23 protein-coding genes and 1 pseudogene are annotated in these 23,404 nt (G+C 67.2%); 18 read left to right on the top strand and 6 right to left on the bottom strand.

The features are described 5' to 3' along the window. Window positions 1-33: 33 nt before the first annotated feature. The 14 genes from AC0IY1_RS15705 (at window position 34) to AC0IY1_RS15640 (ending at window position 12,414) form a co-directional block, all read left to right on the top strand. Window positions 34-1,917, top strand: coding sequence for a methanol/ethanol family PQQ-dependent dehydrogenase (locus AC0IY1_RS15705; RefSeq protein ID WP_055954725.1), 1,884 nt, complete (start codon window positions 34-36; stop codon window positions 1,915-1,917). A 217-nt stretch (window positions 1,918-2,134) separates the two neighbouring features. Continuing rightward, window positions 2,135-3,019 (top strand): methanol oxidation system protein MoxJ, encoded by an 885-nt coding sequence (moxJ, locus tag AC0IY1_RS15700; protein WP_471770714.1) that lies wholly within the window; start codon window positions 2,135-2,137, stop codon window positions 3,017-3,019. Window positions 3,020-3,132: 113 nt separating this feature from the next. Then, complete coding sequence (moxG, locus tag AC0IY1_RS15695; protein ID WP_463771560.1) at window positions 3,133-3,726, top strand: cytochrome c(L), periplasmic; 594 nt, start codon at window positions 3,133-3,135, stop codon at window positions 3,724-3,726. Between the two features lie 94 nt (window positions 3,727-3,820). Further along, on the top strand, window positions 3,821-4,111 hold the full coding sequence (locus tag AC0IY1_RS15690; RefSeq protein WP_471770712.1) for a methanol dehydrogenase: 291 nt from the start codon (window positions 3,821-3,823) through the stop codon (window positions 4,109-4,111). Window positions 4,112-4,268: 157 nt separating this feature from the next. Further along, window positions 4,269-5,300, top strand: a complete 1,032-nt coding sequence (locus tag AC0IY1_RS15685) for an AAA family ATPase (protein ID WP_108039724.1) — start codon at window positions 4,269-4,271, stop codon at window positions 5,298-5,300. Beyond that, entirely contained in the window at window positions 5,297-6,151 is an 855-nt protein-coding gene (locus AC0IY1_RS15680; protein ID WP_471770710.1) for a DUF58 domain-containing protein, read from the top strand. Before AC0IY1_RS15685 ends, AC0IY1_RS15680 begins: the two co-directional genes overlap by 4 nt. An 8-nt stretch (window positions 6,152-6,159) precedes the next feature. Next, a complete protein-coding gene (locus AC0IY1_RS15675) occupies window positions 6,160-7,083 on the top strand; it encodes a nonribosomal peptide synthetase MxaA (RefSeq protein ID WP_471770708.1) in 924 nt (307 codons plus the stop codon). After that, on the top strand, window positions 7,080-8,135 hold the full coding sequence (locus AC0IY1_RS15670) for a vWA domain-containing protein (protein WP_471770706.1): 1,056 nt from the start codon (window positions 7,080-7,082) through the stop codon (window positions 8,133-8,135). Before AC0IY1_RS15675 ends, AC0IY1_RS15670 begins: the two co-directional genes overlap by 4 nt. Next, window positions 8,132-8,776: an MxaK protein gene (locus AC0IY1_RS15665; RefSeq protein WP_471770704.1), complete on the top strand. Its 645-nt coding sequence runs from the start codon at window positions 8,132-8,134 to the stop codon at window positions 8,774-8,776. Before AC0IY1_RS15670 ends, AC0IY1_RS15665 begins: the two co-directional genes overlap by 4 nt. Continuing rightward, window positions 8,773-9,762: a vWA domain-containing protein gene (locus AC0IY1_RS15660; protein ID WP_471770703.1), complete on the top strand. Its 990-nt coding sequence runs from the start codon at window positions 8,773-8,775 to the stop codon at window positions 9,760-9,762. Before AC0IY1_RS15665 ends, AC0IY1_RS15660 begins: the two co-directional genes overlap by 4 nt. Window positions 9,763-9,765: 3 nt before the next feature. Beyond that, on the top strand, window positions 9,766-10,299 hold the full coding sequence (locus AC0IY1_RS15655; protein WP_471770701.1) for an SRPBCC family protein: 534 nt from the start codon (window positions 9,766-9,768) through the stop codon (window positions 10,297-10,299). Further along, complete coding sequence (locus AC0IY1_RS15650) at window positions 10,296-11,252, top strand: YncE family protein (RefSeq protein ID WP_471770699.1); 957 nt, start codon at window positions 10,296-10,298, stop codon at window positions 11,250-11,252. The genes AC0IY1_RS15655 and AC0IY1_RS15650 overlap by 4 nt, the downstream gene beginning before the upstream one ends. Next, on the top strand, window positions 11,249-11,779 hold the full coding sequence (locus tag AC0IY1_RS15645; protein ID WP_471770697.1) for a hypothetical protein: 531 nt from the start codon (window positions 11,249-11,251) through the stop codon (window positions 11,777-11,779). Before AC0IY1_RS15650 ends, AC0IY1_RS15645 begins: the two co-directional genes overlap by 4 nt. After that, a complete protein-coding gene (locus AC0IY1_RS15640; RefSeq protein WP_471770695.1) occupies window positions 11,776-12,414 on the top strand; it encodes a response regulator transcription factor in 639 nt (212 codons plus the stop codon). Before AC0IY1_RS15645 ends, AC0IY1_RS15640 begins: the two co-directional genes overlap by 4 nt. 296 nt (window positions 12,415-12,710) lie before the next feature. Here the strand turns inward: AC0IY1_RS15640 and AC0IY1_RS15635 are convergent. Together AC0IY1_RS15635 and AC0IY1_RS15630 are read right to left on the bottom strand one after the other, a co-directional pair. Next, a pseudogene (locus tag AC0IY1_RS15635) lies at window positions 12,711-12,938 on the bottom strand (LLM class flavin-dependent oxidoreductase); the annotation flags it as partial. Window positions 12,939-13,274: 336 nt separating this feature from the next. After that, window positions 13,275-13,661: a winged helix-turn-helix transcriptional regulator gene (locus AC0IY1_RS15630; RefSeq protein ID WP_471770693.1), complete on the bottom strand. Its 387-nt coding sequence runs from the start codon at window positions 13,659-13,661 to the stop codon at window positions 13,275-13,277. Between the two features lie 45 nt (window positions 13,662-13,706). Here AC0IY1_RS15630 and AC0IY1_RS15625 point away from each other — a divergent pair, with 45 nt between their 5' ends. The 3 genes from AC0IY1_RS15625 (at window position 13,707) to AC0IY1_RS15615 (ending at window position 17,802) form a co-directional block, all read left to right on the top strand. After that, window positions 13,707-14,513, top strand: coding sequence for an NADPH-dependent F420 reductase (locus tag AC0IY1_RS15625; RefSeq protein WP_471770760.1), 807 nt, complete (start codon window positions 13,707-13,709; stop codon window positions 14,511-14,513). A gap of 35 nt (window positions 14,514-14,548) precedes the next feature. Then, window positions 14,549-15,541: a zinc-dependent alcohol dehydrogenase family protein gene (locus AC0IY1_RS15620; RefSeq protein WP_471770692.1), complete on the top strand. Its 993-nt coding sequence runs from the start codon at window positions 14,549-14,551 to the stop codon at window positions 15,539-15,541. Between the two features lie 878 nt (window positions 15,542-16,419). Then, the gene (locus AC0IY1_RS15615; protein ID WP_471770690.1) at window positions 16,420-17,802 is read left to right on the top strand and encodes a TadE/TadG family type IV pilus assembly protein; all 1,383 of its coding nucleotides are present in this window, start codon (window positions 16,420-16,422) and stop codon (window positions 17,800-17,802) included. A 228-nt stretch (window positions 17,803-18,030) separates the two neighbouring features. Here AC0IY1_RS15615 and AC0IY1_RS15610 read toward each other — a convergent pair whose 3' ends face one another. Continuing rightward, window positions 18,031-18,918 carry a VOC family protein gene (locus tag AC0IY1_RS15610; RefSeq protein WP_471770687.1) on the bottom strand — a complete coding sequence of 296 codons (888 nt, stop codon included), beginning with the start codon at window positions 18,916-18,918 and terminating at the stop codon, window positions 18,031-18,033. A gap of 404 nt (window positions 18,919-19,322) precedes the next feature. On the opposite strand from AC0IY1_RS15610, the gene AC0IY1_RS15605 reads away from it, so the two are divergent. Then, complete coding sequence (locus AC0IY1_RS15605; protein ID WP_056217591.1) at window positions 19,323-20,408, top strand: calcium:cation antiporter; 1,086 nt, start codon at window positions 19,323-19,325, stop codon at window positions 20,406-20,408. A gap of 89 nt (window positions 20,409-20,497) precedes the next feature. Here AC0IY1_RS15605 and AC0IY1_RS15600 read toward each other — a convergent pair whose 3' ends face one another. The 3 genes from AC0IY1_RS15600 to hpnE all read right to left on the bottom strand — a co-directional run bounded on the left by AC0IY1_RS15600 (window position 20,498) and on the right by hpnE (window position 23,395). Continuing rightward, window positions 20,498-20,656 carry a hypothetical protein gene (locus AC0IY1_RS15600; protein ID WP_471770685.1) on the bottom strand — a complete coding sequence of 53 codons (159 nt, stop codon included), beginning with the start codon at window positions 20,654-20,656 and terminating at the stop codon, window positions 20,498-20,500. A gap of 218 nt (window positions 20,657-20,874) precedes the next feature. Then, window positions 20,875-21,804 carry a universal stress protein gene (locus tag AC0IY1_RS15595; RefSeq protein WP_471770682.1) on the bottom strand — a complete coding sequence of 310 codons (930 nt, stop codon included), beginning with the start codon at window positions 21,802-21,804 and terminating at the stop codon, window positions 20,875-20,877. Between the two features lie 328 nt (window positions 21,805-22,132). After that, entirely contained in the window at window positions 22,133-23,395 is a 1,263-nt protein-coding gene (hpnE, locus tag AC0IY1_RS15590) for a hydroxysqualene dehydroxylase HpnE (protein ID WP_471770680.1), read from the bottom strand. Window positions 23,396-23,404: the final 9 nt, after the last annotated feature.

Raw genomic sequence — 23,404 nt, 5'->3', positions numbered from 1 at the left:
ACGGACGCGGCCATCAGGGTAGGAGACGTTGGGATGAACAGGTTTCTGGCTTCGGTCTCGGTGATGGCGCTCGGCGCCCTGGCGCCGTTGGGTCTGCCGAGCATGGCTGCGGCGAACGACAAGCTCGTCGAGATGGCGAAGGACGACGCCAACTGGGTGATGCCCGGCAAGAACTACGACTCGGACAATTACAGCCCGCTCAAGCAGATCAACACCAGCAACGTGAAGGACCTGAAGGTGTCCTGGACGTTCTCCACCGGCCTGCTCAACGGCCACGAGGGCGCCCCGGTGGTGGTGGACGGGAAGATGTACGTCCACACCTCCTTCCCCAACAACACCTTCGCGCTGGGCCTCGACGATCCGGGCAAGATCCTCTGGCAGGACAAGCCCAAGCAGAACCCGGCCGCCCGCGCGGTGGCCTGCTGCGATCTCGTGAACCGCGGCCTCGCCTACTGGCCCGGCGACGGCAAGACCCCGGCGCTCATCCTCAAGACGCTCCTCGACGGCAACGTCATGGCGCTCAACGCCGAGACCGGCGAGACCGTCTGGAAGGTCGAGAACTCCGACATCAAGGTCGGCTCGACGCTGACGATCGCGCCCTACGTGGTCAAGGACAAGGTCATCATCGGCTCCTCCGGCGCCGAACTCGGCGTGCGCGGCTACCTCACCGCCTACGACGTGAAGACCGGCGCCCAGGTCTGGCGCGCCTACGCCACCGGCCCGGACAAGGACCTGCTGCTGGCCGACGACTTCAACATCCGCAACGCCCATTACGGACAGAAGGGGCTCGGCACCTCCACCTGGGAGGGCGATGCCTGGAAGATCGGCGGCGGCACCAACTGGGGCTGGTACGCCTACGATCCCGGCACCAACCTGATCTACTTCGGAACCGGCAACCCGGCGCCGTGGAACGAGACCATGCGTCCGGGCGACAACAAGTGGACGATGACGATCTTCGGCCGCGACGTCGACACGGGCGAGGCCAAGTTCGGCTACCAGAAGACCCCGCACGACGAGTGGGATTACGCGGGCGTCAACGTGATGATGCTCTCGAACCAGAAGGACAAGGACGGCAAGGACCGCAAGCTCCTGACCCATCCGGACCGGAACGGCATCGTCTATACGCTGGACCGCACGGACGGCTCGCTGGTCTCGGCCAACAAGATCGACGACACCGTCAACGTCTTCAAGTCCGTGGACCTGAAGACCGGCCAGCCGGTCCGCGACCCGGAATACGGCACCCGGATGGACCATCTCGGCAAGGACATCTGTCCCTCGGCGATGGGCTACCACAACCAGGGCCACGATTCCTACGATCCGGAGCGCAAGGCGTTCTTCATGGGCATCAACCACATCTGCATGGATTGGGAGCCCTTCATGCTGCCCTACCGCGCGGGTCAGTTCTTCGTCGGCGCGACACTGAACATGTATCCGGGTCCGAAGGGCGACCGGCAGAACTACGAGGGCCTCGGCCAGATCAAGAGCTACAACGCGATCACGGGCGCCTTCCAGTGGGAGAAGATGGAGCGCTTCGCGGTCTGGGGCGGCACGACGGCCACCGCCGGCGGGCTGGTGTTCTACGGAACCCTCGACGGCTACATCAAGGCGCGCAACTCGGACACCGGAGACCTCCTCTGGAAGTTCAAGATGCCCTCCGGCGCCATCGGCTACCCGATCACCTACACCCACAAGGGTGAGCAGTACGTGGCGATCTACTACGGCGTCGGCGGCTGGCCGGGCGTCGGCCTGGTCTTCGACCTGCAGGACCCGACCGCCGGCCTCGGCGCGGTGGGCGCCTTCAAGAAGCTCGCCAACTACACCCAGATGGGCGGCGGCGTGATGGTGTTCTCGCTGGGCGGCAAGGGCCCCTACGACGATCCGAACGTCGGCGAGTACCAGACGGCGGCGGCGAAGTAGGCAGCACGGCAAGGCAGCGCCCGCATCGTGAGCGCGTCCCCTTCCCCCCGTGGGGAGGGGTCACGGGTGGGGGTGGCTCCGCTGGCCTTCGTCCGTCGAGGGTCACCCGACCACTCCCACCTCCAATGCCTCCCCATAGGGGGAGGAGGGCAGTGCCCGACGCGCCGCGGTTCGGTCCCAGAAGATTCCGACCAACAAGAACAACGGAAACGCTCCCATGTCCTTCGCTACAGCATGGTCCTTCGCTACAGCATGGTCCTTCGCCACAGCATGCCTGTCCGCCGCGGTTCTTCTCGCCCTCGGCGGGGGCGCCTTCGCGCAAGGCGATACAAAATCCGCCCCCGACGAGAAGACCCTGCGGGTGTGCGCCGCCAACCAGCCGCCGCTCTCGCTCAAGGACGGCAGCGGGCTGGAGAACCGCATCGCCGCCGCCGTCGCCGAGGCGATGGGGCGCCAGGCCGCGTTCGTCTGGTCGGACAAGGCGGCGATCTACCTCGTGCGCGACAGCCTCGACAAGAAGCTCTGCGACGTGGTGGTCGGCCTCGACAGCGACGACCAGCGGGTGCTCACGACCAAGCCGTACTACCGCAGCGGCTACGTGTTCATCACCCGCGCCGACCGCGACCTCGACGTGAAGTCCTGGTCCGATCCGCGGCTCAAGACCGTCGACCACATGGTGGTTGGCTTCGGTACCCCCGGCGAGGTCATGCTGAAGGATATCGGCCGCTACGAGGAGGACATGGCCTACCTCTACTCGCTGGTGAACTTCCGCGCGGCCCGCAACACCTACACGCAGATCGATCCGGCCCGGATGGTCAGCGAGGTCGCCACCGGCAAGGCCGACGTGGCGGTCGCCTTCGGCCCGGACGTCGCCCGCTACGTCAAGGACTCCGCCCAGCCCCTGCGCATGACCCTGGTGCCCGACGACACCACCCGCAGCGACGGCCGGAAGATGCCGCAGAGCTTCGACCAATCCATGGGCGTGCGGCGGGACGATGCCGCCCTGAAGGCCGCCCTCGATGCGGCCATCGTCAAGGCGAAGCCGAAGATCGAGGCGATTCTGAAGCAGGACGGCGTGCCCCTCGTCCCCGTCACCAACTGACGCGGCGCCCGACGCGCTCGTCCCCGAGATCCGCTCCCTCGCCGGCGCCCCGACGGGCGTCCGGTCCAGCCCCGCTCGGCCGGTCAGCCGTCCGGCGTCATCAGGTCGAATTCATGCGTGATTCCCACGGCATCCTGGCCATCTGCCTCAGCCTCGCCGCGGTGCTGGGCGGCGTCGCGGCGCTGGCCCAGCCCGCCGCCGGCCCCCAAACCGGCTTCGTCTTCCGCAACACGGTCACGGGCGAGCAGCTCAACGTCGCCGAAGGCAAGGAGGGCGGCCGCGACACCCCGGCGGTGAAGGACTTCTTCCAGACCGGCAAGAACGCCTACATCGACGACAAGTCCTGCCTGCGCAACGGCGAGTCCCTCTTCGCCACCTCGTGTTCCGGCTGTCACGGCCACTTGGCCGAGGGCAAGCTCGGACCGGGGCTCAACGACAATTACTGGACCTATCCGGCCAACACCGAGGACACCGGCCTGTTCGCCACGATCTTCGGCGGCGCCAACGGCATGATGGGCCCGCACAACGAGAACCTGACCCCCGACGAGATGCTTCAAGTCATCGCCTGGATCCGGCACCTCTATACAGGTCCGGTCCAGGATGCGGTCTGGCTCAACGACGCGCAGAAGAAGAACTACACGCCCTACAAGCAGGGCGAGACCTTCCCCAAGGACGTCAAGGGTCAGTGTCCGCCGCTGGCGGAGTGACGTCCGAGGAAGTCACGGGCGCCATCCGTGAGCCACCACGGCGCAGAGCCGCAACATCCGATCACCCCACACGCGATCGATCAAGGAGACGACCATGCGGACATTCATCACGGCCCTGGCCCTCGGTGCGGGCGCGCTGCTCGCGCTCCCGGCACTCGCCTATGACGGCACCAAGTGCAAGGCCGCCGGGAATTGCTGGGAGCCCAAGCCCGGCTTCCCCGAGAAGATCGCCGGCACGAAGTACGATCCGAAGCACGACCCGAAGGAGCTCAACAAGCAATCCGAGTCGATCAAGTCCATGGAAGAGCGCAACAAGAAGCGCATCGATGCCGCCAAGAAGACCGGCAAGTTCGAGTACGACGTCACCAAGTTGTCCTCGAACTGATCACGGGATTCCTTTCGAGCCCTTCTGTTCGGGTCTTCGAGCGGGATCGACGGTCGTCCCTAACCCCGCGGGCGACCGTCGCTTCGACCGCGATCCGGCCGGGCGACCTGCAGACGCGCCGTCCCGGGTCGCGGTCGTTCCTCCAAGGCGAACCATGATGAACCAGTTCCGCTCCGGCGACGCGATGCTCACCGATTGGCGCGAGGCGGCCGGCCGCTTCGAGACGACGGTGGGCGCGGCTGTGCTCGGACAGGCGCGCGCGATCCGGCTCCTGACCATCGCGCTCTTCGCCCGCGGCCACGTCCTGCTGGAGGGCGATGTCGGCGTCGGCAAGACCACGCTGCTGCGCGCCGTGGCTCGGGCCGTCGGGGGCGCCTATGCCCGCGTCGAGGGCACCGTCGACATGATGCCCACCGACCTCGTCTACCACACCTACCTCGCCGAGGACGGCCGCCCCCGGGTCGAGCCGGGGCCGGTCCTGCGGCAATCCGAGGACCTGTCGATCTTCTTCTTCAACGAGATCAACCGGGCCCGGCCCCAGGTCCACGCGCTGCTCCTGCGCCTGATGGCCGAGCGCACGCTCACGGCCTTCAATCGGGAGTACCGGTTTCCCAACCTCCAGGTCTTCGCCGACCGCAACCGGGTCGAGCGCGAGGAGACCTTCGAGCTTCCCGCCGCCGCCCGCGACCGCTTCCTCATGGAGATCGGGCTCGAAGCGCCCCGGGACGCCGAGGCCCGCCGGGCCCTGGTCTTCGATCCGCGCTTCCACGACACCGACGCCCTGATCGCCGGCCTCGACGGCGACGTCCTCGACCATGCCGCCCTCGCGGGCATCGCCGCCGCGATCCAGCACGGCATCCAGGCGAGCCCCGCCATCGAGGCTTACGTGATCGGTCTCTGGGAGGCGCTGGTGCGGCCGGGGCAGGCCGGCATCCGCTTGCCCGGCCTCGACATGGAGGGCCTGGTCCAGGGCGGGGCCTCCCCCCGCGGCGTCGCCTTCCTGGTCCGCGCTGCCCGCGTCCGCGCCTGGCTGGAAGGCCGCGACTGGATGGTGCCGGAGGACGTCCGGGCGGTCTTCCCCGAGGTCATGGCCCATCGGGTCTTCCTGGAGCCGATCTACGAGCTGCGCCGGGCCGCGATCATGCCCGAGCTCTGCCGGGCCGTGTTCGAGATCGTGCCGGCGCCATGACGGAGACGGCGCAACCCGACATCGTCTACCGCCCCCGCGGGCGCCTGCCCGGCACCCGCCCCGGCGCCCATCGCGGTCGTGAGGCCGGCGGCCTCGGCACCTTTCGCGATCAGGTGCCGTTCCTGCGGATGCCGGATGCCCGCCGCATCGACGTTCGCGCGACCCTGCGCGACCCCTTCGAGGGCACCGTCGTGCGCCGCTTCGAGGCGCGCACCCCGGTGGAGGTCTGGGCACTCCTCGACCTCTCCGCCTCCATGCGCTTCACCGGCGAAGCAGACCGTATGGCCCTGGCTTCCGCCTTCTGCGTCGGCCTCGCCGCCTCGGCCACGCGGATCGGCGATGCCTTCGGTCTCATCGGCTGTGACGAGAGGGTGCGGGACGACGTGTTCCTGGCGCCCAGCCGCGCCCCGACCCGGGCCGCCGAGGTGGCGCGGCGCCTCGCGGACGCCGCCTGCACCGGCCACGGCGCCGCCGGCATGGTGGGGGCGACCCGCCGCCTCGCCGGCCGGCCGAAGATCGTGTTCCTGCTCTCCGACTTCCGGTGGCCGGAGGCGCTGATCACCGAGGTCTTCGCCGCCTTGGGCCGGCACGACCTGGTCCCGGTGCTTCTCGGCGACGCCGCCGAGGCGGAGGGCCTGCCGGACTGGGGCCTCCTCGAACTCGACGATCTCGAAGGCGCCGGGCGCCGGCTGGTCTTCATGCGACCCGCCCTGCGCCGGCGCTGGATCGCCCGCGAAGCCGCCCGGATCGAGACCCTGCGGCGCCTCGCGACGGCCCATGGCCGCCCGCCCTTCCGTCTCGCCGGCCGCTTCGATCCCGACGCGGTCAGTCGCCACCTCCTCGGCGCCTGAGGCGGACCATGCGTATCCGCTGCCTCGCCCTGATCCTCGCCCCGCTCCTGTCCGGCCCGGCCGGGGCCCAGGTCCGCTCCGTCGAGGTCCGCACGCCGCGCCCGTTCGGCTACTTCCTCGGGGACCTGGTCCGAGCCGAAGTCGACCTCGTGGTCGAGCCGGGCTTCCGACTCCAGGCCGCGTCGCTGCCGAAGCCCGGGGCGCTCACCTACTGGCTCGACCTGCGCGACCTCGACGCGACCGCGTCGGTATACGGCGACGCCCAGCGCGTGCGCCTCGGCCTCACCTATCAGACCTTCTACGCCGCCCTCGATGCCCGCGCCCTGGAGATCCCGGGCTTCACCGTCACCTTCGTGAGCGAGAGCGATCACGGCGCCACCACCGTCAAGGCCGCGGTGCCGGCCTGGTCGTTCAACGTCTCGCCGCTGCGCGAAGTCCAGCCGCCCGCCCGGGACGACCCGCGCGACTACATGCGTCCCGACGGGAAGGTCAGCCCCGGCGATCCGCGGCCCCTGCTCCTCGGCGCCGCCGGCTCCGCCACCCTTGCCCTCCTGGCCCTCGTGGGACTCGCTCGGGATCGGACCTGGTGGCCGTTCAGGACCCGGCGCGGCCGTCCATTCGCCCTCGCGGCCCGCCGGATCCGATCTCTGGCACGCCGGCCGGACCCGACACCCCATTACCGTGACGCCCTGCTGGCACTCCATGTCGGCCTCGATACGGCAGCCGGCCGTCGGCTGCTCGCCGATGATCTCGACGATTTCCTGAAGACCCATCCGGCCTACGCGCCGGAGGGGCTGGACCTGGCCCGGTTCTTCGCGGCTTCCCGCCGGACCTTCTTCGGTCCCGGCCCGGAGCCGGAGCTCGGCGCGTTCGCCCTGGCCGATCTCGCCGCTCTCGCGCGGCGCCTCGCGCACGCGGAGCGCACCGCATGATCGATGCGCTCGCCCGCTTCTCCGCCGACCATCCGGCGCTGCTCTGGCTCCTACCTCTCGCCCTGCTGCCGCTCCTGACCTCGGCCCAGCGCCGGGTCCCCGTGGCCGCCCTGGCGGCGGCCCCGCCCGACGGCCCGTCGCGGGCGATCGGCGCCCTCCTGCGCGTGGCCGGAATCGTCGCTATCGCGGGCCTGATCCTCGCCCTGGCCGGTCCCTACCGCCGGGGCGAGACCCTCACGCGGACCGGGATCGGCGTCCAGGTCTCGATCCTGATCGACCGTTCGGGCAGCATGAACGAGACCTTTGCCGGACGGCAGCCCTCCGGCGCCGAGGAATCGAAGGCCGCCGCCTCGCGCCGACTGCTCGCTGCTTTCGTGGGCAGCCGAGCACACGACCAGTTCGCGGTCACGGCGTTCTCGACGGCGCCGATGCTGGTGATTCCCATGACCGACCGGCACGCGGCGGTCCGGGCGGCCATCGCGGCCATAGACCGGCCGGGCCTCGACTACACCAACATCGCCCGCGGCCTCGCCATGGCGCTGTCTCAGTTCGGGCCGGCCAGCCCCGCCACCTCCCGGGCGCTTCTGCTGGTCTCGGACGGAGCGGCCGTGATCGACCCGCGCGTGCAGGACACCCTGCGCGCCGCGTTCACCCGCTTGCGGCCGAACCTCTACTGGCTCTTCCTGCGCACGAAGGGCTCGCCCTCCATCTCCGATCGGCCGGCGGGCGAGGACACCCCGCAGGCGGCGCCCGAGCGCCACCTCGACCTGTTCTTCAAGAGTTTGCGGACGCCCTACCGTGCCTTCGAGGCCGAGGGTGCGGAGGCAGTGGCCGAGGCGATCGCCCAGATCGAGCGGCTGGAGCGCGACCCGATCCCCTACACCGAGCAGCGTCCCCGCCGAGATCTGGCAGGGTTCGCCTACGCCGCCAGCCTCGCCGGACTCGTGGTCCTCGTCGCGGCCAAGCTGGGCGAGGCGGACCTCCGGCGAACCCGCAGGTCGGCCGCCCCGGTCCTCGCCATCGCATCCGATCCCGCAAGGCACGCCGCATGACGACGACCACGATCCTGCCGTGGCGCACAGCGCCACCCTCCCTCCGGCACCGCAACCGCACGCATCGCACGGACCTGCGCGAGGGCTGGCAGCGGTTGCGCCCGCGCCTCCTCGTCCTGCTGCCGATCCTGTTTGGTATAGCTGCGCTGGGCTGTAGCTACGGCGCTCGGCGGATCGCGCGCGACAATGCCGCCATCCGGGCGCTCTCCGCCGGCCAGGACGTCGTGGTTCCGATCGGGGCCGCTCCGGCTCTTCTCCTGGCCCGTGTCCAGCACCTCGCCCGACGCGGCGCCGTGGAGGCGATCGAGCCTCTCGTCGATGCCCTCGAACGGCAGGGCGCTGTCGAGCGCGCCGCCCGTGCCCGCTTCGCCCTCGCCAATGCCCATCTGCGTCAGGCCTTCGACCACCTCGAGCGCGGCGACCTCGACCCCGCCGGACCCCGCATCACCCTGGCGCGCCAGGAATACCGGCGCGCCCTCCAGGCTCGGCCGGATTTCTGGGATGCGAAGTTCAACTTCGACGTCGCCTCGCGCCTCCTGCGCGACTTTCCGGAGTTCGATCGCAAGTCCGGGGACGAACTGAAGGCCGAACCGAAGAAGATCTGGACCGACATTCCGGGCCAGCCGCGGGGCGAGCCGTGACCCTTCCCAGACTGATCCTGCGGAACCTGTCGGATGGACGCCTGCGCCTCCTCGCCGGAGCCCTCGTGCTGGTGGCCCTGGCCCTTGTCGCGCGTCCGGTTCCGTTCGCCCGCGACGGTGTCTCGGTCCTGGCGATCGTCGACATCACCGGCAGCATGAACGTCCGCGACTACGTCGGCGCCGACGGAGTTCCGACGAGTCGACTCGACACCGCGAAGGTGGCGCTGCGCGACCTCGTCGCCGGCCTGCCGTGCGGATCGCGGTTCGCCCTCGGCCTCTTCACCGAGCGCCGACCCTTTCTCCTGTTCACGCCCATCGAGACTTGCGCTGGTTTTGCGCCGATTGATGGAGCCCTCGCAGGGATCGACTGGCGCATGGCCTGGGAGGGCGACAGTCGGATCTCGGCGGGGCTGTTCCGCAGCATCGCCATGGCGGGGGAACTCGGCACTGACCTCGTTTTCATCACCGACGGGCAGGAGGCTCCGCCGCTGCCGAGCCGGGGTGGACCCGCCTTTGAGGGCCGACCCGGCGGCGTGCGTGGCCTCATCGTGGGGGCGGGTGCACCCGGTCTGTCACCGATCCCGCGCTATGATGACCGGGGCCGCGAGACCGGCTTCTACGGTGCCGGAGACGTCCAGCAGGAGAACCGTTTCGGCCCGCCGCCGGCCGATGCCGCGCAGCGCGAGGGCTACAATCCGCGCAATGCCCCCTTCGGCGCGGTCGCTGCCAGCGGCACCGAGCATCTGTCCTCGGTGCGGGAATCCTACATGCGCACCCTCGCCGGCGAGACCGGCCTCGTTTACGCGCCGCTCGACGGACCGCACGGCCTCAGCGCGCCGCTCAGGGGCGCCGCGACGCCACGCCCGGTTCCGGGCCGCTTCGACCCGCGCCCCGTTCTGGGAGCGGCTGCCCTGCTGCTGTTGCTCGCCGCCTTCCTCACACCCCTGCTCCGCGCCCGCGGATTCCCAACTTGGAAAAAGGCCTGATCGATGCGTCTCGGAGTTCTCGCTCTCGTCCTGATCTTCATCTCCGGGGCGGCCCTCGCCCACGGCCCGACGCCGCAGAAAGTCGACCAGAGCATCGTCATCGCTGCCAAGCCGGATGCCGTCTGGAAGGTGGTCGGCGAGTTCGCGGGCATTGGGTCCTGGCACCCGGATGTCGCCAGGAGCGAGGGCAGCGGCGGCAATGGATCCGGCGGCCAGCGGAAGGTCACGCTCAGGGCGGGTGGCATCCTGAACGAAGGGCTCGACGAGATGAGTGCCACCGGGCGGAGCTATTCCTACCGCCTGTCCGATCCTGATTTGAAGGCGCTTCCGGTCTCGTCCTACTCGGCCACCCTTACGGTGTCCCCCGAGGGCGACGGCTCCCGGGTCGAGTGGCTCGGCCGCTTCTATCGGGGCGATACCGGCAACGAGCCGCCGGAGGACCTCAGCGACGAGGCCGGCCGCACTGCCATGAACCGCTACTTCGCAGATGGTCTGAAGGGTTTGAAGGCGAAGGTCGAGGGGAACGCCGCTCCATGATGGGGGCCCCGGTGATTGGACGAGGCATCTGGGTCGGCCTGATTCTCGGCCTCGCGCCCTGTATGGCCGGAGCACAGACCGTCTACGTCGCGAGCCAGGGCGCCGGAACCCTGGTCGCTCTGGCGCCTGGATCCACGTCGGGCGGCGCGCCCCTCGGGGTTGGGCGCGGCCCGGCCCAGATAGCGGCGGGTCCCGGGGGGCAACTCTACCTCACCCATCCGGATACGGGCCAGGTCACGCTCGTCGATGAACCCGGCGGGTCGATCCGGCGGACCTATCCAGTGTCCGGACAGCCCTTCGGCATTGCGATCTCGGCCGATGGCGCGCAGCTCTACGTCGGTGACTGGGCCGGCAACCGGGTGATGCGGCTCTCTGCCGAAAGCGGCAAATTGGAGGGGACGGTGCCGGTCGGCCGCGAACCGGCCGCCCTCGTTCTCGACGGCCGAGGCACGCTGTATGTAGCCGACCGGGAAAGCCGGCAGGTCAGCGTCGTCGACACCACCGCGATGGCGCGTGTCGCGACGATTCCTGTGGGTGAGGCGCCGTTCGCGCTGACGCTGAGCCCGGCCGGCGACAGGCTCTACGTGGCCAACGTGCGTGGCGGCACCGTGAGCGTCATCGACACCGCCGACCGCCGGACCGTCGCGACCTTCGCGGTGGGCGGCATGCCATACGGGGTGGCCGTGAGCCCGGACGGCGCTCGGATCCTCGTCACCGACCAGCGGGCCGGAACCCTGGTCGTCGTCGATGCGGTCAGCGGCGCGATGGTCGCCGCCGTGCCGGTCGGGCGCTACCCGGAGGGCGTGGCGGTAGCCGGCCACCGGGCCTACGTCGCCAACTGGTTCTCCGATTCCGTCTCCGTCATCGATCTGACGACGCTGCGCGAGACCCACCGGATCGCCGTACCCGAGGGTCCACGCAGCCTTGCGGTTCCCCCCGGAGTCGGCCGATGAGGCACGCTACCGTTTCTGCGCCGGCACTGCCCCTGCTCCTTGTGCTGGCCCTGGGCGTGGCCGCCTGCGACGGCGGCGAGCCCGCGCAGGAGGCGACGGTGGTGGCGACGAAGTCCGATGCTGAGGTACCGGCTTGGCTATCGCCCACCGACGGCATGGAGCCGGCGCTCTGGCTTGCCCGGCGCGAGCCCGGACAGCCGGCGGCCGGCGTACACGTCCGCAGCGACCACCTGCGTCACAGCCTGGCACGGGCCGCCGAGACCTTCATCGAAGATCCCCGCATGATCGCCAACCGCACGGTGCAACTCGGGCAGATGCTCGCCGAGGCCGACGCGCCGGAGACCTATGTAGACCTTCTCGACGGTCTAGAGGAGGCCGCGGCCCCGACCCACCGCAAGCAGCTCTACGGCGAGCTGTGCCAGCACTACTACAACCTTCGGCAGCAGGGATTGGACAGGGCACAGACCCTCGCGCGCCTGACCGAGCGCTACGCCGCGCAACCCGCCGCACCGGCGACCACGCCATGAGGGCGCAGCCGACGAGTATTCTCATCGCAGACGACCACCCCGTAATCCTGAGGGGCTTTCGCACCCTCATGGAGGATGTCGGCATCGACACGATCCACGAGGCGACCACCATCGTGGAGGCCTACCGGGCCTTCTACCGGCAACGTCCGGGCATGGTGATTGCGGACCTCACCTTCGGCGACCATGGCGTTTCGGGCCTGTCCCTGATCCGGCGCATCCGCGATCTGGAGCGTCGGACACGGATCCTCGCCTTCAGCATGCACGACGATCCCACCATCGTGGCACGCGCGTTGGAAAGCGGAGCGAGCGGCTATGTCCTCAAGGATGCGCCGGCTGCGGAATTCCTCAGGGCGTTCGACCAAGTGCGCAGCGGCGGAAGCTACCTCGATCACGACCTCGCCCTGCGAGTGGCCATGCTCAACGCCACCGCCCACCGCTCGACCGCCGTGAATCTCACGGAGCGCGAGCTGCAAGTCCTCACCCTGATCAAGGAGGGAAACTCCTACCAGACGATCGCCGACAAGCTGTCGATGAAGTACAAGACCGTCGTCAACATCATTTCGGCGATCCGCCGGAAATCTGGAATACACAGTTTCGCCGAGCTGATCAGCTTTTCGATAGGGGCCATTAGATAAATTAAAAGCTACTCGAACAATCGAGCTGCAAGATCGCGAGTAGATAAGACGCCATCATCTCGGCTCACACGACGCCCCGGCTCGTCACCTGCCCCGCTCGACCCTCGCGGCTGTCTTCGACCTTCCGTCGACCAGCCACTATCGGGAAGGCCTATTTAATAGCGGCAAGGCCTGTCGGGCCTTCGTCGCGAGCCTTCCTTGGCGGCCTCGTCAGTGGGCGCTGCCGATAAGAGTCTTCGTCGCAGCCATGCTGGTGGCACTGCCGCCCACCAACGGCTCATACCAGCGCCTGAACCTCAGCGCACCCAAGGCATGCCCTGCTCGGCGAAGCGCCGCATCTCGGCCTCGAACGGCTGGAATTGCAGCATGAAGAGCTCGATGCCGGCGGCATGGAAGGTGCGGATGCGGTCTGAGACAGTGTCGTAGCTGCCGACGAGGCCAGCCGCCGTGCCGCCGTTAATCCCGACGTGGCGGGAGGCCGCCGCGTCGGTCTTGGCGAACATCACGCTGGCCGCATCGGCGCGCGTGCTCGCGCTCCGCCTCGCGAGCTTGCTACGAAGAGGGCGCGCTGCGCGAAAAGCTGTTCCCGCGCAGCGCCCCGATCCTCAACGCGAGCCATCCCGGCGCGGGCTTCCGCCGAGACGTGGTGAAGAGCTCGGTCGCCATGTCATGACGAAGGCAGAAGGCTTCCGGCTCTTTGCCAGCCACCTCTCGATGTCTCCGAAGCAAGCGTCCGCTTTCTCAACTCGGCACCCGAAAGCAGCCGGGCAACTATCCACCCATCCCGGTCGTAGAGCGGACGGACGGGTCCCCACCCGGTACGGTCTTAGAACAGACAGGCGGATACCGACCCAAATGCATCAGCCGGCGACGTCTGCGGACGCGACGCCCATCGCCTCCCGGCGTGCGAAGGCCCAGTCGATCAGCGCCTCGATGGATGGCCCAAGCGCAACGCCCATCTCGCTGAGCGCATACTCAACCTTTGGCGGCACCTGGGGGTAGACCGTCCGAGTGACGATGCCGTCCTTCTCCAGCTCCTTGAGCTGCTGGATCAACATCTTCTGATTCACGCCCTCGATCCGCTTCTCCAGCTCCGAGAACCGTAGCGGCACCTTCGCGGCGAAGAGCTGGACGATGATGACGATCTTCCACTTGCCCTCCAGCACCCGCAGGGTCTCGCTGGTCGCCGCGGCCCACACGAGCTGCTGCTTCGGGTCTTCGCAGAACCAATCGCGCCCCGCACTCATACTTACCTCCAGGTAAGCTACCCACCTTTTGGTAGGTTCTTGCTGATCCTTCTACCTACCCATAGTTCCCGCTGCACCGCAACTGACGACGTCAGGGAACACGGCATGAAGATCGGCATCATCGGCATCGGACACATCGGCAAGTCCCTGGCCACGAAGCTCAGCGCAGCCGGACACGATGTGAAGGTCGCCAACTCACGCGGCCCGGAGACCATCGGGGCCGACGTGCTGTCGTCGGGCGCCCGCGCCGTCACGGCACAGGAGGCCGTCGCGAATGTCGACGTCGTCATCCTCTCCATCCCGCCGACCGGCATTCAGAAGATCGCCGCTCTGATCCGGGCGGTATCCGACAAGACCGTCATCATCGACACCTCGAACTACTACCCGATGCGCGATGGGACCATCGACGCCATCGAGGCCGGCCAGGTCGAGAGCCTGTGGGTCTCCGAGCAACTAGACCGACCCATCGTCAAGGCCTGGAATGCCATTGGTTCAGGCTCGCTGGCTGAGAAGGGCGCCCCATCCGGTACCCCAGGACGCATCGCCATTCCGGTTGCAGCCGACCGCGAGGAAGATCGTCGCGTGGGCATGCGTTTGGTTGGGGAGACCGGCTTCGACGCCTTCGATGCGGGGTCCCTGGCAGAGTCCTGGCGCCAGCAACCTGGTGCGCCGGGCTACTGCACGGATCTGACGCGGGAGGAGATGCCGGGCGCGCTCGCCGCGGCCGAGGCGGCTCGCTTGCCCAAGCGGCGCGACCTCGTGGTTGCGGTGGTTCAGGAGCGCGTCGGTGACGGCAAGACCAATCCAGATGCCGAGTTCGGCGTTCGCGTAGCGCGTGCGATCTGCCTTTGACGCCCGACCTGGGCATTCACGAAAGGAAACGACCTATGACCCGCGTTGTACGCTTTCACGAATATGGCTCCGCAGATGTGCTGCGCATCGAGGACATCGAGGTTCCCGGGCCTGCCGCCGATGAAGTGCAGATTGCGGTTCGAGCAATCGGCCTCAACCGTGCGGAGGTGATGTTCCGCAAGGGCGCTTACCTGCAGGAAGCGAACTTCCCCTCGCAGCTCGGCTACGAAGCAGCAGGTACGGTCAAAGCGACGGGCCGCGACGTGTCCGGGTTCGCTGAAGGCGACGCCGTCAGCGTCATCCCGACGCTCGATATGTCGCGTTGGCCCACCTACGGCGAGGTCATCAACATTCCCGCCCGCTACGTCGTGATGCATCCGGCTGCCCTTTCGTTCGAGAAGGAAGCCGCATCCTGGATGCAGTACGTCACAGCCTGGGGTGCTCTGATCGATCAGGCGAAACTCACCGCCGGCGATTTCGTCATCGTGTCGGCTGCGTCGAGCAGCGTCGGCATCGCTGCGTTCCAGATCGCCCGCAGCGTCGGGGCAACGGTGATCGCGACCACCCGCACGAACGCCAAGGCGCAGGCGCTGCTCGATGCCGGCGCGCATCATGTGATCGCCACGGACGGGGGCGACCTGGCGGCGCGCGTAAAGGAAATCACCGGCGGCAAGGGGGCCCGCGTGGTGTTCGATCCGATCGGTGGTCCTGCCATCGCGCAGTTTGCCGAAGTCATGGCCGTGGGCGGCATCCTCCTGGAGTATGGCGCCCTCAGCCCGGACGAGGGGCCATTCCCGCAGTTCGCCGTGCTCGGCAAGAGCCTGACGCTGAAGGGATACCTCTACACCGAGATCGTCAGCGACGATGAGGCGCTTGCACGTGCGAAGGCCTTCATCCTTGAGGGACTGGAAAGCGGTAAGCTCAATCCATTGGTGTCGCGGGCCTTCCCGTTCGACCAGATCCAGGAAGCGACCCAATTCCTTGAGTCCAACGAGCAGATCGGCAAGATCGTCCTGACGCTTAGTTAATGGCGAGGATGCCGGGCTCTCCAGAGTCCGGCATCACATCACCTGACGGCGATCGTCTGACGCAGCGTCTACTTGCGGGCCAATCTGCCCAGCAGCGGACGTTCCCGGCTTCTGCAACGGGTGGGGAGCAGACCCTGACCCTTCGCCCTGAAGCGGACGTTCTGCCTACGGCCCACCCGCGCCGTACAAGCTCGCTCACCTCGTACCCAGAAGCGGAAGTTCGCTTCCTCGCAGCCCATCCATCAGACTTCTTAATCGCCCGGGTCCAAGATCCTGAGGGTACCGGTACCCTGGTGATCGAACATGTCTCAGGATCTACAAATGAGAGCTGAGGGGGATGCGCCATCGTTTGGGGAGCGCGCACCGCGCAATGAGACGAACTGGATCGGGCTCATCAGAACGTCCGAAGGGACTGAGATCCCTTGCACTGTGAAAGATGTCTCGAAGACGGGCGCAAAGATCGGTGTCCCGGCTTCCTACGAACTGCCAGAAAGGTTCATGCTGAAGGTTGTGGGGAAAGACTTCGTATGCCGCGTTAAGCTGGCTTGGCGACGAGGACACTTTGCCGGCCTTATCATCGAACAGGTTGGAAAGGTTGCTCCTAAATCTGCTTCGGTATCTGAAGCGACTCATGTTGCATCTGACAATTCGTACAAGGCCGTCGGCACTCGTCGCAGTAGGGTTTCAACTTTCTAGCCCTACCGTATCGGTCCAGGCGAATCCAAGTTGCAACAGAGCCCATTTTCGATCTAGATTTGTAGATTAGCCACTTAACCGCAGAAGATTTGTTTTAACCTTAGTCGTATAATCGTCTGCGTGCGGGAGGTTTTAATAATTCAGGTCAGAAGATTCGTAACTTGCCCGCGCAAGATGGCCGCATGAGAACGCTCACGGCCGCCCGGCTCCCCCTACGATTTCGCGCGGACGAGAGCGGTGGCGTGCTCGTTCTTGTCGCTCTTATGTTCCCGATCCTGACCGGGTTGAGCGCTGCTGCCATGGACTATGCAGCCCTATCCATGCGCCGCAACGAACTCCAGCGGGCGGTCGACAGCGCGAGCATCGCGGGCGTCAATCAGTTCAAGCTCGCCAATGCCGACGATGCGGCCGCCATCCGCACCGCCCAGGGTATGGCGCAGGCCCAAGCCCGCAATGGCAGCGGGCGGACCCCGCAGGTGACGGCCACGGTGCTCGCCAACCACACCGGCGTGAGGGTGACCGCGTCCGAGGTCATCCCACTCACCTTCGGCAAGATCCTCAACATGCCGACTGTCGAGGTCGCGGTCCAGTCGACGGCCAAGCTCGCCGGGACAACACGCCTATGCCTGCTGGCGCTCGATCCCGCTTCCGACGGCGCCTTCCATTTGGAGAGCGCCGCCCGGGTCACAGCCACGGATTGCTCGCTCTACTCGAACTCGCGCAGCCCTGCCGGCATCCAGGGCGAGAACATGGCGGTGGCCAAGGCACTCTCCACCTGCTCCGCCGGCGGTTACTCCGGCACCGGAGCCAACTTCACGCCGCCGCCGGCCACGAGTTGTCCGCCCCTACGCGACCCCCTTATCGACCGACAGGGACCAACCCCGGGAGCCTGCATCGATCTTCCGTTCGCCGATCCGAAGAAGCTCGTCGACGGCATCGACGACCCGGCCTACGGCGTGAACGTCGTTAGCGGGTCGACGACCCTCAGCCCGGGCACTTACTGCGGTGGCCTGCACCTCACGAAGAAGGCCGACGTGACCCTGCTGCCGGGTATCTACATCATGAAGGACGGCCCTCTGGTCGTGGACAAAAACGCCTCGCTCAAAGGGGTCAACACCGCTTTCTATTTCACGGGTGCGCGCGGCGGGCTTCTGTTCGATGACAACAGCTCGGTCAGCCTCACCGCCCCGAAGGATGGCCTGATGTCGGGCCTGCTGTTCTTCGAGGACCGCCTGGCTCCCCCTGCGCCGGTGTCGCTCGCCCCCGCAAGCGGGAAGGGCAAGGCAAAACCGGCCCCTGGCGGCATCACGGCGCTGCGCGAGTATCGCATCATCAGCGACGACGCGCGAACCCTGCTCGGCACGATCTACCTGCCGGTCGGGCGCCTGATCATCGATAGCAAGAAGGCTGTCGCCGACCAATCCGCCTATACGGTGATCATCGCCCGGATGATCAACCTGTACGACGGCCCCAACCTGATGCTGAACGCTCGCTATGGCTCCAGTGACGTGCCCGTGCCGACTGGTGTCGGTCCGAGTTCTGCAGACACGGTGCTGACGCAGTAGGCCCAGAGGGCGCCTCTGCGGTGCCAAGCGTCGGCTCAGAAGGAGCCGGGCAGAAAGCCATATGATCCGGTCGTATGCTCGACTTCGTCACGCAGCCTGAAAGCGGAACTTCCCAGGCTCTGCAAAGGGTCGAGAACGGGCGGAACAGCGATGTCCGTTTCGACACCTGCGCCGCTCGGAAGCGGACCGGCAGAAATCCACCCGTTATGAACGTTCGGAGCAGCAGCGTCATTGCCTTAGGACGAGCCGAAGGCATGTCCCCCACGGATCACGCAGGACGAGTGGGTCACCGTCCTCCACGAAGAACGCGCCGGCGTTCCCGCAGCGGCTCCGTGTCGATGCCAATGTCTCACCGTCGGCGACCAGGGTCACCGCCGCGAGGCCTGTCGTCCCCTCGGTGCGCACTGGGGCGCCACGGCTGTTCCATATGTTGCCGGCGAGCTGGTGATGGTAGCCGCCCGATCCAAGGAACAAGGCGCCCGGATAGCGGCACATGACGTCGAAGCCGAGCAGGCCGGCATAGAAGCGCTCGGTGGCTTCGAGGTCGCCGACCTGGAGGTGGACGTGGCCGACGCAGGAGCCTGGCGGCATTCCGGACCAAGGACGCTCGGCGGCATGGACGAGCCCGGCATGGTCGAGGCGTTCGTTGCGCATCACGACTGAGCCGTCCGGCGCATGCCGCCACGCTGATGCGGGACGGTCGACGTAGATCTCGATGCCGTTGCCTTCCGGGTCCGAGAGGTAGACCGCCTCGCTGACGAGGTGGTCGGCGCCGCCCGTGAGCGCGATGCCGAGCCTCTCCGCATGTTCGAGCCACGCCCCGAGATCGGCACGGCTCGGGAGCAGGAACGCAGTATGGAAAAGCCCCGCCTCATGAGGCGTCCACAAGCGGGCTTCCGGTTCGCCTCGAAGCACGAGGAGAACTGTGTCCCCCACGCCAAGCCGCACCGTACCAGGCTCCCGTGAAACCGCGTTAAGTCCGATTACGTCCTGGTAGAACCGCGCGAGTGCACCGAGGCCTTGCGCGACCAGGGTCACCGCACCGATGCGGTAGGGTGCCCCGGCAAGGATAGAATCCGGGACGTCGGTTACGAGGCTGGGTGCCGGATCTGTCATGTTACGCCTCCTAGAACGGCGGCCTCCAGGTCATATGACTGTGCTGTAGAGCGAGCCTCCGGGACGACAATGCGGTCGATGCTTTAACGAGCCACTTGGCAACCGGTCAGTTGCAAGGGATGCCGGCGGTCTAAATCGGCGAACCGTGCGGATGACGAGCCCAACGGACTTCCCCTGGCACCGGGTGGGGGCCCGTGCCCCGCCGACGATTGCCGCCGCTTCGGCAAAGAGTTGGGGGCCGAACGCACCCTGCTCCACGCCTGCCCGAACGACCCGGATTGGTCTCGCTCCTTTTCGCCGAATAGGTTGCTGGCACGGTAGCGTTCGGCGGAGACGCCGCGCAATGGTCCCCGTCACGCACTCCGCGCGCCGGGCGATTTCAGACGTAAAGAAGGTAACGAACCATGCATGTGCCACAAGCCGGGATGCCGTGGTGGAGTTGGACTTGGCCCGTCCTGGCCCTGGTGCTTCTCGGGGCGGCTTTCATGACGGAGCCGCCCGTCGTCCTGCTCGGCGCAGCCGGCATCGTTCTCGTCGCGACCGTGTTCGCCGCGGTCTTCCACGCGGAAGTCGTCGCTCACCGAGTTGGCGAACCGTTCGGCACCCTCGTGCTCGCGCTCGCGGTCACCGTGATCGAGGTCGCGCTCATCGTCTCGGTCATGCTCGGCGGCGGCAGCGGCAAGGCGGAGCTTGCGCGCGACACCGTCTTCGCAGCCGTGATGATCATCTGTAACGGACTTGTCGGCCTCTGCCTGCTCTCGGGCGGTGTCCGCCACCGCGTGCAGGGCTTCCGGCTTCATGGCGCGCTCGCAGCCCTCGCGGTTCTAGCTGCCCTCGTCACCCTAACCCTGGTCCTGCCGAACTTCGTGAGCACCGCCGGACCGGTCTTCACGGTGCCCCAGCTCCTGTTCGCCGCGGTGGCCTCCCTGGTCCTCTACGGCTCGTTCGTCTTCGTACAGACCGTACGCCACCGGGACTATTTTTTGCCGGAGAGTGGCACAGGCGATGAGAAGGAGCATGCAGCGCCACCGTCGGGCGGATTGGCCCTGTCGAGCTTTGGCCTGCTTCTCGTCTGCCTCGTGGGAGTAGTGGGGCTTGCCAAGGTGCTTACGCCCACATTGGAGTGGAGCATCGACGGGCTCGGGATCCCCAAGGCGGTGACCGGCATCGTCATCGCGATGCTCGTCCTGATGCCCGAAGGACTTGCGGCCGTGCGTGCGGCGCGCGCCAACCGGCTCCAGACCAGCATGAATCTCGCACTTGGTTCGGCATTGGCATCCATCGGCCTGACGATTCCGGCGGTCGCCTTGGTCTCCGTGCTCACCGGCCAACCGCTCACCCTGGGGCTCGGACCGAAGGATCAGGTGCTTCTGGCCCTCACCCTCCTCGTCGCCGTCATTACCCTTGGCATCGGACGCACGACCGTGCTTCAGGGCATCGTGCACCTCGTGATCTTCGCCTCGTTCCTGTTCTTCGCCGTGATGCCTTGAGGGTCCTGCAGGATGGCGGCCCCTGGCTTCCGCATCCATGGCCCCTCCTGGTGAGCTTGCCGAAGGCCCGCCCCTTGCCATCTGCAAGCTCACCAGCGCGCGAGCGCCACGACCGCGGTGGCTGCGATGGCAGCGACGAGGCACCCCTCGACCACGAAGGCCGTGCCGAGTTGCTCCAGCCAGCGTGCCGTACCTAGCACCAGCAGCATGATCGTGATGGCCAAGGCCCGTGCGGCGATGATCCTCATCGATCCCCTTCCCGGCGCGTCACGGCGACTGCCCTCGCCACCAATCCTAAAGCGGCGCCCCTGCTTCCGCAGAACGCACCGGCATCCTCATCCATCCTGGCAGAAGTCCATCGTCGCGGTCATATAGGGACCGGATGCATGGCGGCGGCCAGCGCGCCACTCCTCCATGCGCCGCCATGGTGCGGCTTCGTGGGCGTAGATACGCCGGCCGCCGCCCCCTACCCAAGCACGAGCCTGGGGGCGGCCTGCGCGATCTCGGACCATCCGGCATGCATAGGTGGCCGAGGCTGCCGACAACGTCCGGAAGCATGCGGGGGGACCACCAGGACGTCCGCGCCTCCAGTGGAGAGGATATCGTCGGTGACGCTTCCGAGCAGCGCCTTCCTGAACCCCGTGCGGGCATGCGTGCCGAGCACGAGCAAATCTGCGGGAAACCTCTCGGCAAGACGAGCGATTGCCTCTTGCGGGGAGCCCTCCTCAATCCGCCTCGACCAATCCCGGTCGACAAGGCCGCCGCTCGCGAGAAGCGCCTCGACATCCTCCGCGCACCTGGAGCGGCAACCCTCGACGTAGCTGTCGATCTGGTCGCGCCCGACCCCGAACCCGGACAACTTGGACTTCCCCGGTGCCTCGAAGGCATGCAGGACTGTGACGTGCGCACGGTCCAGGAGCTTGAGCGACCCCGCACTCTGGAGCGCCCGCAAGGATGCGTCCGAAAAGTCGACCGGGATCAAAACCCTGGCGTAGAGAGATGCGCTAGAGCGCCTTGCGACAAGGATGGGGCATGGGGCGTTTCGGATCAGGTTCCGGAGGGTACGCCCCGTATAGCGGGTGCGCGTCCGGTGCGGGGAGCCGACCACGATCAGGTCGACATCGTGAACAACCGCCGCATCCTGGATCTCGTCGGAGGGACGGCCCCGGACGACGAGCGGATCGCATCGGATACGGTAGAGTTCCGGCACCACGGCGATCTGCTCGACCGTCATCCGCTGGGCCTCGCGGATGTCCTGGGAGGTTTCCCGTGAGCCCGGACCGTCCACGACGTGCATCAGCATGACCGTCCCACCGCTTCGGGCGGCCAGGATGCCCGCACGCCGCACCGCCCTTTGGGAGCGGGGCGAGAAGTCAGTGGCTACGAGAATACGCATGAAACCTTCTCCTGGGAGCGAGGACTGCGACAATAGTTTGAGCGGATTGGCGACCCGACACGCACTTCCCCGCTCGCGCGAGATCAGGCCGCCTTGGCGGCAGCCGAGAAGCCATCATTGGTTGTCGGGCTGTTCTGTATGGATGATCATCCACCCCGAGCGTCGAGCGTTCGCCGCTCTCCGGCTTCGGGGCTTAGCGGCCTGAGACGAGGCGGCCGGCTCGTTTATTTAGAAAATGATCGATAATAAACATGGCACTTAGATAGATAATCAATCTTGCCGTTTAATCAAGTTTTTGTTCAGGGCGTGGTCGAAAAACAGCAACCGCTTAGCCAATAACTTCCATCGCTTTACGAGCTGCTTTATCGCCCGACCGAATGGCTCCCTCGATGCAGGCGGGCAGACCGGTGTCCGTCCAGTCGCCGGCGATGAGAAGATTCCGAAATTCCGTTCGCGTCGGAGGGCGTAGCCGTGCCGCCTCCGGCGTTGCCGCAAAGGTCGCGCGTTTCTCGCGGACGACCTGCCAAGGCGGAGGGTTGTCCGACAGGCCCGTCATGTACCTGCCGGTGACGTAGGACACCTCGGTCCAGGTCCGATGCGCAAGTTCCTGTCGGCTCATGCCGTCCAGGTCGGTTCCGCTGACCGTCACCGAAATCCGGTCCGGGTAGGCGAAGATCCAGTCGGACAGCCCGTTCACCACACCTGTCAGCCGCGGCAGGTCGGCTGGAGCGCTCGCGCCGAAATGGACGTTCGTGATCCCACGGTGGTCCGCCGGGACCTTCAACCCCGGGACAGCCTCGGCCGTGGCCTTGGGAGGAAGCGCGAGGATGACCTGGTCCCGTAGCCGCAACGGCATCGAGCCGTCGCCGAAGACTAGGCCGGCGACGTGGCCTCCTTCATACGCGAGGCGGTGCAGGCTGCGGTTGTAGCGGACCACGGCCCTGTGCTCCTTCAAGCAGCGCAATGCCGGCTCGACGAAAGCCTCCGAGAGACCGGCCTGGGCAATGATTGGCCGGCAAGCATTTCCGCCCTCGCCGAAGGTCTCGCGCAGGACCTGTGCGGCAAGGATCGCATCGGCATCCCTCGGGTCGATGTTCAACGCTGCCAGGAGGACGGGGCGCCAAAGCCGCTCGTAGAGTGCCCCTTCGCAAGAAAGGACATCCGAGACCTTCGCGCCCGGTCTTGCCGATAGGAGGCGGAGGATCGCTGCGTAATCGGTGGCCTGGGTGCCTGGAACACGTCGGGCGGGATCGAGAATCCACCACGGCACGCGCCCTTGGTTGAGGCGCAAGGTCCAGCGCTCGCCTGCGGCGAGGTCAATGAAGGGAAACTCGGCAAGCGCGTCCATGGCGACCGCCCCGCGGCCGCCGATGCGATCCAGAAAGGCGGATGTCGCCTCGTTGCCCGACAGGACAAGGTGGTTGCCGTTGTCGATGGTCATCCCGAGTTGCGGGTCGTGATAGGACCTGCAGCGGCCACCGGCATGGCCGGCGGCCTCGTGGACGATCACCGTACGCCCGGCATCCGCGAGACGCACGGCGGCGGAGAGCCCCGACAGCCCCGCGCCCACGACGTGAACGACGCCCGTCATCTCGTACCC

Source organism: Methylobacterium sp. AC690 (assembly GCF_979256535.1).
Note: the sequence above shows the minus strand (reverse complement) of the source record. Positions and strands in the feature narration are given on the sequence as shown.

Excerpts from the sequence above, each read along its gene's own strand:
- AC0IY1_RS15705 (WP_055954725.1), top strand. The coding sequence starts at position 34 with ATGAACAGGTTTCTGGCTTCGGTCTCGGTGATGGCGCTCGGCGCCCTG.
- moxJ (WP_471770714.1), top strand. The coding sequence starts at position 2,135 with ATGTCCTTCGCTACAGCATGGTCCTTCGCTACAGCATGGTCCTTCGCC.
- moxG (WP_463771560.1), top strand. The coding sequence starts at position 3,133 with ATGCGTGATTCCCACGGCATCCTGGCCATCTGCCTCAGCCTCGCCGCG.
- AC0IY1_RS15690 (WP_471770712.1), top strand. The coding sequence starts at position 3,821 with ATGCGGACATTCATCACGGCCCTGGCCCTCGGTGCGGGCGCGCTGCTC.
- AC0IY1_RS15685 (WP_108039724.1), top strand. The coding sequence starts at position 4,269 with ATGAACCAGTTCCGCTCCGGCGACGCGATGCTCACCGATTGGCGCGAG.
- AC0IY1_RS15680 (WP_471770710.1), top strand. The coding sequence starts at position 5,297 with ATGACGGAGACGGCGCAACCCGACATCGTCTACCGCCCCCGCGGGCGC.
- AC0IY1_RS15675 (WP_471770708.1), top strand. The coding sequence starts at position 6,160 with ATGCGTATCCGCTGCCTCGCCCTGATCCTCGCCCCGCTCCTGTCCGGC.
- AC0IY1_RS15670 (WP_471770706.1), top strand. The coding sequence starts at position 7,080 with ATGATCGATGCGCTCGCCCGCTTCTCCGCCGACCATCCGGCGCTGCTC.
- AC0IY1_RS15665 (WP_471770704.1), top strand. The coding sequence starts at position 8,132 with ATGACGACGACCACGATCCTGCCGTGGCGCACAGCGCCACCCTCCCTC.
- AC0IY1_RS15655 (WP_471770701.1), top strand. The coding sequence starts at position 9,766 with ATGCGTCTCGGAGTTCTCGCTCTCGTCCTGATCTTCATCTCCGGGGCG.
- AC0IY1_RS15650 (WP_471770699.1), top strand. The coding sequence starts at position 10,296 with ATGATGGGGGCCCCGGTGATTGGACGAGGCATCTGGGTCGGCCTGATT.
- AC0IY1_RS15645 (WP_471770697.1), top strand. The coding sequence starts at position 11,249 with ATGAGGCACGCTACCGTTTCTGCGCCGGCACTGCCCCTGCTCCTTGTG.
- AC0IY1_RS15640 (WP_471770695.1), top strand. The coding sequence starts at position 11,776 with ATGAGGGCGCAGCCGACGAGTATTCTCATCGCAGACGACCACCCCGTA.
- AC0IY1_RS15630 (WP_471770693.1), bottom strand. The coding sequence starts at position 13,661 with ATGAGTGCGGGGCGCGATTGGTTCTGCGAAGACCCGAAGCAGCAGCTC.
- AC0IY1_RS15620 (WP_471770692.1), top strand. The coding sequence starts at position 14,549 with ATGACCCGCGTTGTACGCTTTCACGAATATGGCTCCGCAGATGTGCTG.
- AC0IY1_RS15615 (WP_471770690.1), top strand. The coding sequence starts at position 16,420 with ATGAGAACGCTCACGGCCGCCCGGCTCCCCCTACGATTTCGCGCGGAC.
- AC0IY1_RS15610 (WP_471770687.1), bottom strand. The coding sequence starts at position 18,918 with ATGACAGATCCGGCACCCAGCCTCGTAACCGACGTCCCGGATTCTATC.
- AC0IY1_RS15605 (WP_056217591.1), top strand. The coding sequence starts at position 19,323 with ATGCATGTGCCACAAGCCGGGATGCCGTGGTGGAGTTGGACTTGGCCC.
- AC0IY1_RS15600 (WP_471770685.1), bottom strand. The coding sequence starts at position 20,656 with ATGAGGATCATCGCCGCACGGGCCTTGGCCATCACGATCATGCTGCTG.
- AC0IY1_RS15595 (WP_471770682.1), bottom strand. The coding sequence starts at position 21,804 with ATGCGTATTCTCGTAGCCACTGACTTCTCGCCCCGCTCCCAAAGGGCG.
- hpnE (WP_471770680.1), bottom strand. The coding sequence starts at position 23,395 with ATGACGGGCGTCGTTCACGTCGTGGGCGCGGGGCTGTCGGGGCTCTCC.